This is a genomic window from Ochrobactrum soli (genome assembly GCF_003664555.1).
In the GTDB taxonomy this organism is placed as follows: Bacteria; Pseudomonadota; Alphaproteobacteria; order Rhizobiales; family Rhizobiaceae; genus Brucella; species Brucella teleogrylli.
The window spans coordinates 1-14,917 of record NZ_RCHH01000003.1 but is presented as its reverse complement, the minus strand read 5'-3'; the positions used below and the strand labels follow the sequence as shown (position 1 = coordinate 14,917).

The window sequence follows — 14,917 nt, the reverse complement described above, 5'->3', positions numbered from 1 at the left end:
GGGTTTGCCTGTCGCAAGATTATAAGGTTTGGACAGGTGAGAGTGTAATTTTCAAAATAGCGGGACGTATCCTGAAATGGCGCGCATCGTGATGAAATTCGGCGGCACTTCGGTGGCCGATCTGGAACGCATCTATAATGTGGCGCGCCACGTCAAACGCGAGGTCGAGGCGGGCAATCAGGTTGCTGTTGTCGTCTCGGCCATGTCCGGCAAGACCAATGAACTGGTCAACTGGGTTCAGAACATGCCGAAGGTATGTGGCGCCAGTTCGCCTTTCTATGATGCGCGCGAATATGACACCATCGTCGCTTCCGGCGAACAGGTGACGAGCGGCCTTCTGGCCATTGCGCTTCAGTCGATTGGTGTCGATGCGCGTTCGTGGCAGGGCTGGCAGATTCAAATCAAGACCGACAATGCGCATGGCGCGGCCCGTATTCAGGACATCGACGGTTCGGAAATCATCCGTCGCATGGAAATGGGACAGGTTGCTGTTGTGGCCGGTTTCCAGGGCTTGGGCCCGGATAACCGCATCGCGACGCTCGGACGCGGTGGTTCGGACACCTCGGCTGTGGCTGTTGCCGCTGCGGTGAAGGCTGATCGCTGCGATATCTATACCGATGTAGACGGCGTCTACACGACCGATCCGCGCATCGAGCCGAAGGCGCGCCGCCTGCCGAAAATTTCCTTCGAGGAAATGCTGGAAATGGCTTCGCTTGGCGCCAAGGTTTTGCAGGTGCGCTCGGTCGAACTCGCCATGGTGCACAAGGTACGCACTTTCGTGCGCTCGAGCTTTACGGACCCCGATGCGCCGGGCATGGGTGATCCGATCAACCCGCCCGGAACGCTTATTTGCGACGAGGATGAAATCGTGGAACAGCAGACCGTCACAGGTATCGCCTTTGCGAAAGATGAGGCTCAGATTTCGCTGCGGCGTGTGGCCGACCGACCGGGCGTGTCGGCAGCCATTTTCGGCCCGCTCGCCGAAGAACACATCAATGTCGATATGATCGTCCAGAACGTGTCGGAAGACGGTTCCAAGACCGATATGACCTTCACGATCCCGACCGGCGACATCGACAAGGCGCTGCGCGTTCTCGACACGGTCAAGGGTGAAATCGGCTTCGACAACATCCAGTCGGAAACGGGTCTGGCCAAGATTTCCGTGATCGGCATCGGTATGCGCAGCCATGCGGGCGTTGCCGCCACCGCCTTCAAGGCGCTGGCCGAAAAGGGCATCAACATTCGCGCCATCACGACGTCGGAAATCAAGATCTCGATCCTGATCGACGGCCCTTATGCGGAACTCGCGGTGCGCACGCTGCACGCCGTCTACGGTCTCGACAAATCGTAATCGGCTGAACGCTGATATTAAGCCGGCATAAAACCCGGCTTTTACTAAACCGTTTTGAAACAATGCCGCGTCCGTAAATGGTTCGCGGCATTTTTTCGTTCCGGAACCTGGCAGAATTTCTGCTTAAAGCACTAGACGGCAGTGTCAAAAATGCTCACAAAGGGGTTGGCGTAACGCGTCGCGGGCGGGTAATGGGAATCGGTCGGCGAAAGCGGGCCACCAGTCCGAACGGCTTTCGGTAGTACGGAGCAAGCAAAGCCGTTTTCTCTTTATTCGCCGCAGTTCGCACGGAAAGCCGCTTCACCTCGGTGCCGAAACTGCACAAGAGGAGTGTCCGACGATCATGCGCGATCAGACAACCGGTCCCCGCGTGCTGCTGAAGCGGCTGCGCGAATTGATGGCTGAGCCGCTTGAGCCGCAGCCGCGCCTTGACCGGATCGTCCGTGAAATCGCGCAGAATATGGTCGCGGAAGTCTGCTCCTTCTATGTGCTTCGCGCTGACGGCGTACTTGAACTCTATGCCACCGAAGGTTTGAACCCGCAGTCGGTCCATCTGGCGCAATTGCGTCTCGGTCAGGGTCTTGTCGGCACGATTGCTGCAAGCGCGCGCCCGTTGAACCTCACCGATGCGCAAAGCCATCCGGCCTTCGCCTATCTGCCGGAAACGGGCGAAGAAGTGTATAATTCCTTCCTCGGTGTTCCCGTGCTGCGCGCAGGCCGCACGATGGGCGTTCTCGTCGTGCAGAACCGCACCAAGCGCGCCTATCGTGAAGATGAAGTCGAAGCGCTTGAAACGACAGCCATGGTGCTTGCCGAAATCATCGCATCCGGCGATGGGCTGAAGCTCGTGCGCCCCGGCATCGACCTTGATATGGGCCGCCCGATGAGCGTAACCGGGGCTGCCTTCAATGACGGCATCGGTCTTGGTCACGTCGTGCTGCATGAGCCGCGCATTGTCGTCACCAATCTCTTCAATGAGGATAGTCAGGCGGAACTTGCCCGTCTCGATCAGGCGCTCGGTTCCCTGCGCATTTCCATCGATGACATGCTGTCGCGCCGCGATGTGGCCATTGAGGGCGAGCATCGCGAAGTGCTGGAAGCCTATCGCATGTTCGCGCATGATCGTGGCTGGGTGCGGCGTCTGGAAGAGGCGATCCATAACGGTCTGACCGCAGAAGCCGCAGTCGAAAAGGTGCAGAGCGACACGCGCGCGCGGATGATGCATCTGACCGATCCCTATATGCGCGAGCGCCTGTCGGATTTTGATGATCTTGCCAATCGTCTGCTGCGCCAGCTGATGGGCCGCGACATCAAGACGATGGCCGAATCGCTGGTCAAGGATGCGATCATCGTGGCGCGCTCCATGGGCGCTGCCGAATTGCTGGACTATCCGCGTGAGCGTTTGCGCGGCGTGGTGCTGGAAGACGGTGCAGCGACGAGCCATGTGGTGATTGTGGCGCGCGCTATGGGGATTCCCGTGGTGGGACAGGCCAAGGGCGCCGTTTCCATGGCGGAAAACAACGATGCCGCCATCGTCGATGGCGACGAGGGCGTGGTGCATCTGCGTCCGCAGTCCGATCTCGAATCGGCCTATGCGGAAAAGGTTCGCTTCCGGGCGCGGCGTCAGGCGCATTATCGCGAATTGCGCGACAAGCCCGCCTTGACCAAGGATGGCGTCGATATTTCGCTTTTGATGAATGCGGGCCTTCTGGTCGACCTGCCGCAGCTTGCGGCATCGGGCGCATCGGGCATCGGCCTGTTCCGCACCGAGCTGCAGTTCATGGTCGCCTCGACTTTCCCGCGGGCGGAGCAGCAGGAGCGGCTCTATCGCTCGGTCATGGAAGCGTCGGGCGACAAGCCGGTCACTTTCCGCACGCTCGATATTGGCGGCGACAAGGTGCTGCCTTACTTCAGCGCATCGGCGCAGGAAGAAAACCCGGCGCTTGGCTGGCGCGCCATCCGTCTCACGCTCGACCGTCCGGGTCTGCTGCGCACCCAGCTGCGCGCGCTTTTGAAGGCAGCGGGCGGACGTGAACTTAAGCTCATGCTGCCGATGGTGACGGAAGTTGCCGAGGTGAAGGCGGCGCGTGAGATCATCGAGCGCGAGGTGCGCCATCTGTCGCGGTTTGCGCATGCGCTGCCGACGCGGATGAAGCTTGGCGCGATGGTCGAAGTTCCAGCCCTGTTGTGGCAGCTGGACGAGCTGATGACGGCGGTTGATTTCGTGTCCGTCGGCTCCAACGATCTGTTCCAGTTCCTGATGGCGGTGGATCGCGGCAATTCGCTGATTTCCGGTCGTTTCGACCAGCTTTCTCCGGCTTTCCTGCGGACGCTGCGCCATATTGTCGATACCGGCAAGCGGCACAACAAGCCGGTCACGCTCTGCGGTGAAATGGCAGGACGTCCGCTGACGGCGATGACGCTGATCGGCCTCGGCTTCCGCTCCATATCGATGTCGGCTGCTGCCATCGGCCCGGTCAAGGCGATGCTCGGCGCGCTCGATACCACGAAGCTGAACGCGCTTCTCAATGAAGAGCTGGACAAGCCGAACGTCGCGCATTCGCTGCGCGAATTGATGCTTCGATTTGCAGAAGACAACGATATTCCGTTATAGCAAGGCAAATTGCAGAGAATGACCGGGTGTGGCGCGGAATGCGGCAGGCCCGGTTTCGCACATTTGCACACGGACGACAGTTTTAGGACATGACATGATCGCATTGCCGCAGGACCGGATGGACCAGCTTTTGAAGCGGTTCTCGATGATCGAAAGCCAGATGGCCGACAATCCGGATTCGGAAACCTATGTGAAGCTTGCTTCCGAATATTCCGAGCTCCAGGAAGTCGTGGGCAAGATCAGGGATCTCAGCAGCGCGCGTGCGGAAGCGAAGGACCTGGCTGCCATGCGCGACGATGCATCAACGGATGCAGAGATGCGCGCGCTGGCGATTGAGGAATTGCCGGACGTCGAAAAGCGCATCGAGACGCTGGAGCAGGAAGTGCAGATTCTGCTTTTGCCCAAGGATGCGGCTGACGAAAAGAACGCCATTCTGGAAATTCGCGCCGGTACGGGTGGACTGGAAGCAGCGCTTTTCGCGGGCGATCTCTTCCGCATGTATGAGCGCTACGCCAGCGAAAAGGGCTGGCGCGTCGAGCTGGTCTCTGCCAGCGAAGGCGATGCGGGCGGCTATAAGGAAATCATCGCGACGGTTTCCGGCAAGGGCGTCTTCTCGAAGATGAAGTTCGAATCGGGCGTGCATCGCGTGCAGCGTGTGCCGGAAACCGAAGCTGGGGGGCGTATTCATACATCGGCTGCGACGGTTGCCGTGCTGCCGGAAGCTGAAGACATTGATATCGAGGTCCGCAACGAGGATATCCGCATCGATACGATGCGCGCATCGGGCGCTGGCGGACAGCATGTCAACACGACTGACTCGGCCGTGCGCATCACCCATATTCCGACCGGCATCATGGTGGTTCAGGCGGAAAAATCCCAGCACCAGAACCGCGCCCGCGCCATGCAGATCCTGCGCGCCCGCTTGTACGATATGGAACGGCAGAAGGCGGAAAGTGAACGCTCGGAAGCGCGCCGCAGCCAGGTCGGTTCCGGTGACCGTTCGGAACGTATCCGTACATACAATTTCCCGCAGGGCCGCGTTACCGATCACCGCATCAACCTGACGCTCTACAAGCTCGACCGTGTGATGGAAGGCGATCTCGACGAATTGGTCGATGCGCTGATTTCCGATCACCAGACAGCACTTCTGACCGAACTGGGCGCCTGAGCGTGAGTAGCGAGCGTCTTGACGTTCTGGCAGCGCAGGCGCGACGGCAGTTGCGCGATGCCGCGCTCGAAACGCCCGATCTTGATGCGCGGCTGCTCATCGAATGGGCAACGGGCGCAACACGGCTCGATCTGATTTCCGCGCCGGACCGGCAGATCGATGCGGAGCGTGTCGAGACATTGCGTGCGGCGCTGGAGCGTCGTGCAAAAGGCGAACCCGTGCATCGCATCATCGGTGTTCGCGAGTTTTACGGCCTGTCATTCCGGCTTTCCGCCGAGACGCTTGAACCGCGCCCGGATACGGAAGCGCTGGTGGAACTGGTTATTCCGCGGCTAGAAGCGCTGATCGAAAAACATGGCGTCGCCGAACTGCTTGATATGGGCACCGGAACCGGGGCGATTGTGATCTCGCTCCTGCATCGCTTCGAGACATTGCATGGCATCGGTCTCGATGTGTCGGAAGGCGCGCTGGCGACGGCGCGAATCAACGCTGCGAACAATGGCGTAAGCGAACGTTTCGCGGCGCTGAGAAGCGACTGGTTCGCCAATATCAGCGGACGGTTTCATATGATCGTCTCAAACCCGCCCTATATTCCGCATGAAGACATTGCCGGTTTGTCGCGGGAAGTGCGCGAGCATGATCCGCTTGCGGCGCTGGATGGCGGTCAGGATGGGCTGAATTTTTACCGGGCCCTTGCAGAACGGGCAGTTGAGTACCTATATGACGATGGTATGGTTGCCGTAGAAATCGGCGCCGGACAATTCCAGGATGTAAAAGCGCTGTTTGAGCAAGCGGGTTTTGAACTCGCAGGTGATGCGCGTGATCTGGGCGGCCATAGAAGGGCCATGCTTTTTGCGCAAAAATCATAAACGAAATTTTGATACCCAACGGCGCGAAAAAACACTTGGAATTTGCCGCGAAGCCGTTTAGTTTCCGGCCACCGTATACAGCCAGAATGGTTTTGCCCGCTTTTTGAGGGCCGTGGCGGAAATGCTCCATGACGATTTGAGGTCATGCTCTCCCGGGGTCTAAGCCTTTGGAGATGGCTCGTACGGAAGTACACGACTTTCAGGCATGGTCCCGAAAAGCGATGCTTTTCGGAATGGGCCTTGCACAATGCAACCGTCAGGTTCCGGCCATCCATCTGGATATGCGGAGCTGAGAGGCATGTCGCGGAAAAGTGGGGACCGGTTTTCCGGGAACGGCATGCATAAAAAGCAACCCTTAATGTGCGTCACGCGAACAATATGAAATGCGGCGCGCTTTAAGAATAGTCGATGTGTAGGAAGTTTTAGGGCGTGCTTCCTCCATGGCTCAATAGCAAGAAACAGGCGGCTTTTTTCGTCGCAACGTTTCTGCGCCCTTTAATCTGAAAAGAGATGAATATGAGGCCAGCACAGCAGAATAGGCGTATGCGCGGACGGGGGAATAACAACAATAATAATAACAATAACCGCAAGGGCCCCAATCCTCTGTCGCGTAATTACGAAAGCAACGGACCTGACGTAAAGATCCGTGGCAATGCGCAACATATTGCAGAAAAATATTCGACCCTCGCGCGTGACGCTCAGGCTTCTGGCGACCGGGTGATGGCTGAAAACTATCTTCAGCACGCTGAACATTACAACCGCATCATCATGGCTGCCATGGCGCAGAATCCGGTGCCGTTCCAGCGCGAAGAAACCTTCGACGATGACGGCGCCGATGACGACGATACCGGCTTCACGCCAGCCGTGGCCGCAGAGCCGCGTCCGGTCAATGGTTCGGGCCCGCAGCCGGTCATCGAAGGCACCCCTGCCGAAGTAATCTATGGCGAGGAAAGCGGCGAAAGCCGCCAGCCGCGCGAACGTGACAATCGTGATCGCCGCCTTGGACGTGGACGCCGCCCGCAACGCGAACGCTTCAATGCCGAAGAGCGCCCGGAAGCGCAGGCCGGTGAAGCAGGCGAACAGCCGGTCGTAGAAGCTCCTGTGGAAACACAGGAACCAGCTCCGGTCGCCCGGGCTGCAAAGGTTGCTCCGGTGGTTGCCGCAGCTGCACCGGTTGATGCTCCGGCAGAAGCACCTGTCGAAGCAAAGGCTGATGATGAAGCTGCGCCGCGTCGCGCCACCCGTCGTCCGGGTCGTCCGCGCCGTGTTGCCAAAGATGCCGGCAGCGATACGCCAGCAACGGAACCGGTTGATTCCGACGCTTAAGCGTTTCGATATGCAATTTGAAAATGGCGCGGTTTTCCGCGCCATTTTTATTTGATCGCGCTTGCATTGCCCACCCTTGCCGAAAGCCGGTCATAGTCCCATATCCTGTCTTGGAAAGACATGAAGCCCGCCCTTGCGGGGGCTTCGTCACCCAACATCTTCCGGTGCCTCTAGAGGGCTGGAGGGCAAAGGAGACATTATGAATATTGAAAAATACACGGAACGCGTTCGCGGTTTCATTCAGTCGGCACAGACCTTCGCGCTTTCGTCCGGCAACCAGCAGTTCACCCCTGAGCACATCCTGAAAATCCTTGTCGATGACGATGAGGGGCTTGCCGCATCGTTGATCGAGCGGGCTGGTGGACGCATTGCCGATGTGCGCCTCGGTTTGCAGAGCGCATTGGAAAAGCTGCCGAAAGTATCGGGCGGCAACGACCAGCTTTATCTCTCGCAGCCGCTGGCCAAGGTTTTCACGCTTGCCGAAGAGCTTGCCAGCAAGGCGGGCGACAGCTTTGTCACGGTCGAACGGCTACTGACGGCGCTGGCCATCGAGAAATCCGCAAAGACATCTGAAATTCTTGCCGCAGCCGGTGTCACACCGACGGCGTTGAACAAGGTCATCAACGATATGCGTAAGGGCCGCACTGCCGATTCCGCTTCTGCCGAAAGCAATTACGACGCGCTGAAGAAATATGCGCGTGATCTGACCGAGGATGCCCGCAACGGCAAGCTCGATCCGGTGATCGGTCGTGACGAGGAAATCCGTCGCACTATTCAGGTTCTGTCGCGCCGCACCAAGAACAATCCGGTGCTAATCGGCGAGCCGGGCGTCGGCAAGACAGCTATTGCTGAAGGTCTGGCGCTGCGTATCGTTAATGGCGACGTGCCCGAATCGCTGAAGGACAAGCAGTTGATGGCGCTCGACATGGGCGCGCTGATTGCCGGTGCGAAATATCGCGGCGAGTTCGAGGAACGGCTGAAAGCGATCCTGTCAGAAGTGCAGACGGCTGCCGGTCAGGTCATTCTCTTCATCGATGAGATGCATACGCTTGTCGGTGCAGGCAAGACTGATGGTGCGATGGATGCGTCCAACTTGCTCAAGCCTGCCCTGGCGCGTGGTGAGTTGCACTGCGTCGGCGCGACCACGCTGGAAGAATATCGCAAATATGTCGAGAAGGATGCCGCACTTGCGCGTCGTTTCCAGCCGGTGTTCGTGGATGAGCCGACAGTCGAGGATACGATCTCGATCCTGCGCGGCCTGAAGGAAAAATACGAGCAGCATCACAAGGTGCGCGTATCGGACTCCGCACTGGTCGCAGCCGCAACGCTGTCGAACCGCTACATCACCGACCGCTTCCTGCCCGACAAGGCTATCGACCTTGTGGACGAGGCCGCGTCACGTCTGCGCATGCAGGTCGATTCGAAGCCGGAAGAACTCGACGAGATCGACCGCCGCGTCATGCAGCTGAAGATCGAGCGCGAAGCCCTGAAGGTGGAAACCGATGCCGCTTCCAAGGATCGTTTGCAGCGTCTTGAAAAAGAGCTGACCGATCTGGAAGAAGAATCAGCTGAACTGACCGCCAAGTGGCAGTCGGAAAAGCAGAAGCTCGGCCTTGCCGCCGATCTCAAGCGCCAGCTTGAGGAAGCGCGCAATGCACTGGCGACCGCACAGCGCAACGGTGAATTCCAGAAGGCTGGTGAGCTTGCTTATGGCAAGATCCCGCAGCTTGAGAAGGAACTTGCCCAGTCTGAAAGCCAGGAGAACAAGGGTTCCCTGCTGGAAGAGACCGTGACGCCGGAACATGTCGGGCAGGTCGTTTCCCGCTGGACAGGCATTCCGGTTGACCGGATGCTCGAAGGCGAGCGCGAAAAGCTGCTGCGGATGGAAGATGAGCTTGCAAAGCGCGTCATCGGTCAGGGCGAAGCCGTTCAGGCGGTTTCCAAGGCGGTGCGCCGTGCGCGTGCGGGTCTTCAGGACCCGAACCGGCCTATCGGTTCGTTCATCTTCCTTGGGCCGACGGGCGTCGGCAAGACCGAACTGACCAAGGCACTGGCATCGTTTCTGTTTCAGGACGACACCGCGATGGTGCGTATCGATATGTCGGAATTCATGGAGAAGCACTCCGTGAGCCGTCTGATCGGTGCACCTCCCGGCTATGTCGGTTATGAAGAAGGCGGTGCGCTGACGGAAGCTGTTCGCCGGAGGCCATATCAGGTGATCCTGTTCGATGAGATCGAAAAGGCGCATCCCGATGTGTTCAACGTGCTGTTGCAGGTTCTGGATGATGGGCGTCTGACCGACGGTCAGGGCCGCACGGTCGATTTCCGCAACACCGTCATCATCATGACGTCCAATCTTGGCGCCGAATATCTCGTCAATCTGGGCGAGAAGGATGATGTCGAAAGTGTTCGTGATGAGGTGATGGGTGTGGTCCGGGCGGCATTCCGGCCGGAATTCCTGAACCGTGTCGATGAAATCATCCTGTTCCACCGGCTGCGCCGCGAGGATATGGGTGCGATTGTCGATATCCAGTTGCAGCGTCTTCAGACCTTGCTTACCGATCGCAAGATCGCATTGGAGCTGGGAGAGGATGCGCGCGAATGGCTCGCCAACAAAGGATATGATCCGGCCTACGGCGCACGTCCTTTGAAGCGGGTGATTCAGAAGGAAGTCCAGGATCCGCTCGCCGAGCGCATTTTGCTGGGCGACATTCTGGATGGTTCGCTCGTCAAGATCACCGCCGGTTCGGACAGGCTCAACTTCCGCCCGGTTCGTGGTGCTCTGGAACCCGATCCGAAGAACGAAAGCGTGGAAGCCTGACCTCCCGCTTGCCCCAACAAAGCGCCGCAGTCGCAAGATTGCGGCGCTTTTTCATGGGCTCTACCGCATCCGGCTTCGGATGTGCCGCAAGCGTGAAGAAATTTTACAGATACAAATTTCATAAAACTTGTCGTCACTTGGCCATTTTCATGTCCAGTTCATCTGGCATCTGCTGATACTCGGATAATCAGTTATTAACCATATTCGCGGCATCCATGATCTGACGATCCGATTGAACGGTCTGATATTACGGGCACCTGGGACTTCCTTCATGACGCATTCCATACGCATGCTTCGTTTCGCATTGTTCGCTTCTGCGGCGCTTCCCGCTACCGGTGCGGGCGCTTTCGCAGAAGAAACCCGTGATGCCACGATCACGGAAGCCCCGGTGCAACTGGCGCAGCTCTATGATCCCGGCGAAGAGGTCTATCACGACCGGCGCGTGCGCGTTTACATCGACCAGTATGGTCGGCGCGTGACGATGGATCGTCGTGGGCGCATCATCAGCGTTGAGGATGCCAATAGCTATGATCGCAACAGCTATGGCGGTCACAACAGCCGTCGTGATCCGCAGGAAGACGACAACTGGACACTGAACGGCCCGGTTGATGGCGGTTCGCCCTATGACGGCTTCAGCAATGTGCCGGAAGACCCGAATTATTATCCCGCCGCCCCGTCTGATCCGAGTTATCGCGGCAATCAGGATGGTCAGGTGCAGCGTTCGGAATTGCCGCCGTCCGGCGAAAACTATCCCGATAATACGGGCACCAATTCCGCAAGCATCGACCAGAATTATGGCGGTCAGGACAATTACGGTCAGCCCGGCTACGAGCAGCCCCGCAACGTGCCGCAATCGAGCGATATGGCCCCGGCCATCGAAATGCCGAAGGGCGAGGGCGCCAAGGCCAAGATCGCAGCCTTTCAGGTGCTGCTTGATCGCGCTGGCGCATCGCCCGGCGTTATTGACGGCCGCTCCGGCAGCAATGTCGACAAGGCTGCTGCCGCTTATGGCGAATTGACTGGAAAATCCATCAACCCGACGGACGAGGCGGCAGTGAATGCCGAGTTGGAAGCAACCGGTGGTGCGGCCTTCTTCGAATATACGATCACCAACGAGGATGTCGGTCGCCAATATGTGGCGTCGATCCCGGAAGATTACGCCCATAAGGCGCAACTCCCGTCGATGGCCTATACGTCGGTGACGGAAATGCTGGGCGAGAAATTCCACATCGACGAAAACTACCTGAAGGAAATCAATCCGGGCGTGAATTTTAATCAGCCGGGCTCCATCGTCAAAGTACCGAATCTCGGCAAGCCGGTGCGCGCCAAGGTGGCGAGAATCATCGCCGACAAGGGACGCAAGCAGGTTCGTGGCTATGATGAAAGCGGCAAGCTCGTCGTGGCCTATCCATCGACCATCGGCTCATCGGATAACCCGTCGCCGTCCGGCATCGTGCAGGTGGAGCGTATCGCGATCAACCCGAATTACACCTATAATCCCAAGATCAATTTCAAGCAGGGCAATAACGATAAGGTTCTGACTATTCCGCCGGGACCGAACGGACCGGTCGGCACGGTCTGGATTGCGCTGTCAAAGCCAACTTACGGTATCCATGGAACGCCGGAGCCGTCCAAGATCGGCAAGACGTCGAGCCATGGCTGCGTGCGATTGACGAATTGGGACGCAGAAGAACTGGCCAAGCTCGTCAAGGCAGGCGTCACCGTCGAGTTTTCCGAATAGTTCGACCTGCACGGGTCATATAAACAAGCCGGGACAAGCATTGCTTTCCCGGCTTTCTGTTATCCCTTGGTCGATGCGTTGGCAGCAAGCTTGGTGCCGTTATCGTCGCTGTTCAAAAGCGCGTCGATGCGATCACGCTCCTGCTTGAAGGCTTCAAGTTCTTTGCCCTTCAAAGCCTTGTTATCCGGCAGGCGGATGCGAAGCGGATCGACCTTGGTTCCGTTGACGATCATTTCATAATGCAGATGCGGCCCGGTCGAGAGACCGGTGGAACCGACATAGCCGATCACCTGGCCCTGACGCACTCTTGCGCCGGCGGTCACGCCACGGGCAATCGCGTTCTGGTGATTGTAGCTGCTGACATAGCCATTGGCGTGACGAATCAGGGTCTGATTGCCATAACCATTGGACCAGCCTGCCTTCTCGACGACGCCATTACCCGTCGCAATGATGGGCGTGCCGCGCGGTGCTGCCCAATCGACGCCGGTATGCATGCGGCTATAACCGAGAATCGGATGGCGGCGCATGCCGAACGGGGAGCGGAACACACCATTGGGCACTGGATTGCGCAGCAGAAACTGCTTTGCGCTCTTTCCGCCCTCATCGAAGTAATCGACGCTGCCGTCTGGCGCCTGATAGCGGTAGAATTTACGGGTCGTGCCGCTGAAAGTGGCCGCCACATAAAGCAGCTGCGAATCGCTGTCTGCTTTGTCCTGTTCGTCGGCCCCGTCGGGTAGCGAGAAGAAGGCGTCGATATTGTCGGTCGGCGTCAGCTGCGCCTGAAGGTCTACGTCGGTGGCCAACATCTTGACCAGCTGTTCGCGCATTGTTTCGGTCATGCCATAGGCAAGGGCCGCGCGGCTGATACCGTCATAAACATTGGGCAGGTTGCCGCGGATGGCGCTGGGGACAGCATTGCCCTCGAATGCCGTCTGCAAAAGCGGCGTTCCTTCGGGTTCATCGGACGGCACATATTGCTGGCGGTCGTTCAACGTGACGGTAACAAGGTGCGTGGTGCGATTATAAATGCTCGCGCGTACGATGCGGTCTACGCCGTCGCGGGTTTCAGTCCCGATGCGCAGGACACTGCCTTGCTTCAGGCGCGGCGAATTCATCATCTTGCTCAGCGCATCGACCATGTTCGACGTGTCATCGCCGCTATAGCCCGCATCTTCCAGCGCCTGCGCAATATCGGCGGTCTGCCGGAAGGGAATCAGTTCTTCTGAAAAGCCGTCTTCGGTCTGTTCGTCATTCGCCTTCGGCGCAACGCTGACATTTTCCTGCGTGATCTTCACGCCGAGGGCGGGGCCGAGCGCATAAGGAGAATCATTGCCGCCAAAGCGGGCCGGATCAACATAATGCAGCGAGGCGACCTGAACATCGCCATCGGTCAGCAGACCGCCGGTGTCGCGAACGACCTTTTCAACTTCATCGACCGACAAATCGCTCGATGCGTCGAAGGTCGCGCTGTTCAGCGGAAAATCGACAACATGGAGACTGACTTCGCTTTCAACCTTTGCGCCGTAAATCTGGCCGGTGTCCGCCGGTTGCGGCGCGGCGGGACCTTCGGAGAACACGGTCAGCGCATCGAATGCCGGATATTTGCGGCTGGTCGGATGATCAACCGCAAGCGCCATGCTCACTAGTTCGAACGGGCGGGTGCGGATCACTTCGCGTTCGCCGACTTTCTGCATGGTAGAAAGGTCGAACCGGCGGCGGTCGCGCGGTTGCTGAGCCGAAACCGTGCTGACGAGACGGCCACCTTTGGTGACAGCACTTTCCTCAGCGGCGCCTGGCATATCATTGAGGGCAAGAATTTCGGGCGGGGTCGCCAATTGCTCGCGCCCATCGAGAGCTGCAAAAAGTGCAACACCAATCAGCATGCAGGACGTAACGCCAGTCAGGAAGGTGCCGGCAAGCCAGCGTGCCGAAACTTCGCGCCGATCAGGAGGCCGCCGCCGTCCGCCTACGCTCAGCGGGGGCTCGTCACCCGGATCGAGATTATTCGGCCCCATATCCTTCATACTGCTATAGTCGGCCCTTCTTTTTAACCTGATGGCACGAAAACGTGCTTGAACATCGCTTGTCAGAAAAGCGACTTATGCGCTGATCCGATGCTAAGGTGTCTTCCTTTGTATAGGGAAGGCTCCCAAACGGGCATCAGAGTTTTGCCTGCCGTTGACGCGTAAGTCAATGACGAGGCGGCCAAACGCCGATATCCACAATGCAATCGGTTCGGCAGCTATCGGTGCAATACGGCGAAATTTTAAATTCAGCGGACGCTAATCGTCCAATGAGGCTGGTTTGTGGCCCGGCTTTCCGCAACGGCACTTTCGCCTCCCCATATATATATGGAGTGGTGAAATCCCGAATTTGCCGCCCTGTGGACGATTGTCAAAAAAATATCAAAAAACCTCAGAACCCGTGTTGACAGTTTGTGAGTGCGGGGCCTATATAGCGCCACAACGAGGGCGGCGACGCTGCTAGCGGCAGGTTGCTTCGTCCTTGAGTTCTGGTGAAAGTGGTTGACTTTGTGTTGGCTGACGAGTAGGTGGGGCGGCCAAGATTGGGTGGAAATCTGGTTTTGGATTTGAGGAAGTTGCGGTTGATAAGATTGTGATTTTCTTGAAAAAAACGGGTTGACAGGCTGAACGGTCTGGACTAGAAGCCCGACACCGCTGAGGCGGGGCGCTAGAGAGTTTGGAACTTTGGTTTCGGGTTTGGAAGCGAACTGATGAAGCGATGAGAGATTTTTGACGGTTTTGAGACCGTCTGTTCTTTGACAATTTTATACAGAAGAAAGAGAAACGTGGGCGGCATTGTCTGCGGATGGTTCGAGAGATCGAACTGTCAACGGAACTTTGGCGGACACGTTTCTTGATAGAACTATGTTACCTGGCTTTGGTCTTAAGGTTTCGACCTGGGGATCGAAGTTGGTGTGTAAAATATGTTCTCGTCAAATTTGAGCGTGACCAAGGTTTTGAATATCTTTCGGAGACGGAAGATGTTTTGACCAAAATAGCCAAT

8 protein-coding genes are annotated in these 14,917 nt (G+C 57.8%); 7 read left to right on the top strand and 1 reads right to left on the bottom strand.

Annotated elements, in window-relative coordinates; genetic code table 11:
• Positions 1-76: 76 nt before the first annotated feature.
• From D8666_RS05460 to D8666_RS05430, 7 genes are all read left to right on the top strand, one after another.
• On the top strand, positions 77-1,351 hold the full coding sequence (locus D8666_RS05460; protein WP_109369871.1) for an aspartate kinase: 1,275 nt from the start codon (positions 77-79) through the stop codon (positions 1,349-1,351).
• Positions 1,352-1,694: 343 nt separating this feature from the next.
• Positions 1,695-3,965 carry a phosphoenolpyruvate--protein phosphotransferase gene (ptsP, locus tag D8666_RS05455; RefSeq protein ID WP_121536668.1) on the top strand — a complete coding sequence of 757 codons (2,271 nt, stop codon included), beginning with the start codon at positions 1,695-1,697 and terminating at the stop codon, positions 3,963-3,965.
• Positions 3,966-4,059: 94 nt separating this feature from the next.
• Positions 4,060-5,133 carry a peptide chain release factor 1 gene (gene prfA / locus D8666_RS05450; RefSeq protein ID WP_121536666.1) on the top strand — a complete coding sequence of 358 codons (1,074 nt, stop codon included), beginning with the start codon at positions 4,060-4,062 and terminating at the stop codon, positions 5,131-5,133.
• A 2-nt stretch (positions 5,134-5,135) separates the two neighbouring features.
• Entirely contained in the window at positions 5,136-6,002 is an 867-nt protein-coding gene (gene prmC / locus D8666_RS05445) for a peptide chain release factor N(5)-glutamine methyltransferase (RefSeq protein ID WP_121536664.1), read from the top strand.
• Positions 6,003-6,518: 516 nt separating this feature from the next.
• Positions 6,519-7,328, top strand: coding sequence for a DUF4167 domain-containing protein (locus tag D8666_RS05440; protein WP_121537405.1), 810 nt, complete (start codon positions 6,519-6,521; stop codon positions 7,326-7,328).
• A gap of 199 nt (positions 7,329-7,527) precedes the next feature.
• The gene (clpB, locus tag D8666_RS05435; protein ID WP_109369867.1) at positions 7,528-10,149 is read left to right on the top strand and encodes an ATP-dependent chaperone ClpB; all 2,622 of its coding nucleotides are present in this window, start codon (positions 7,528-7,530) and stop codon (positions 10,147-10,149) included.
• Positions 10,150-10,420: 271 nt separating this feature from the next.
• Positions 10,421-11,890, top strand: a complete 1,470-nt coding sequence (locus D8666_RS05430) for a L,D-transpeptidase (protein ID WP_121536662.1) — start codon at positions 10,421-10,423, stop codon at positions 11,888-11,890.
• 59 nt (positions 11,891-11,949) lie between these two features.
• Here D8666_RS05430 and D8666_RS05425 read toward each other — a convergent pair whose 3' ends face one another.
• Positions 11,950-13,914: a M23 family metallopeptidase gene (locus D8666_RS05425; RefSeq protein ID WP_121536660.1), complete on the bottom strand. Its 1,965-nt coding sequence runs from the start codon at positions 13,912-13,914 to the stop codon at positions 11,950-11,952.
• Positions 13,915-14,917 lie beyond the last annotated feature (1,003 nt).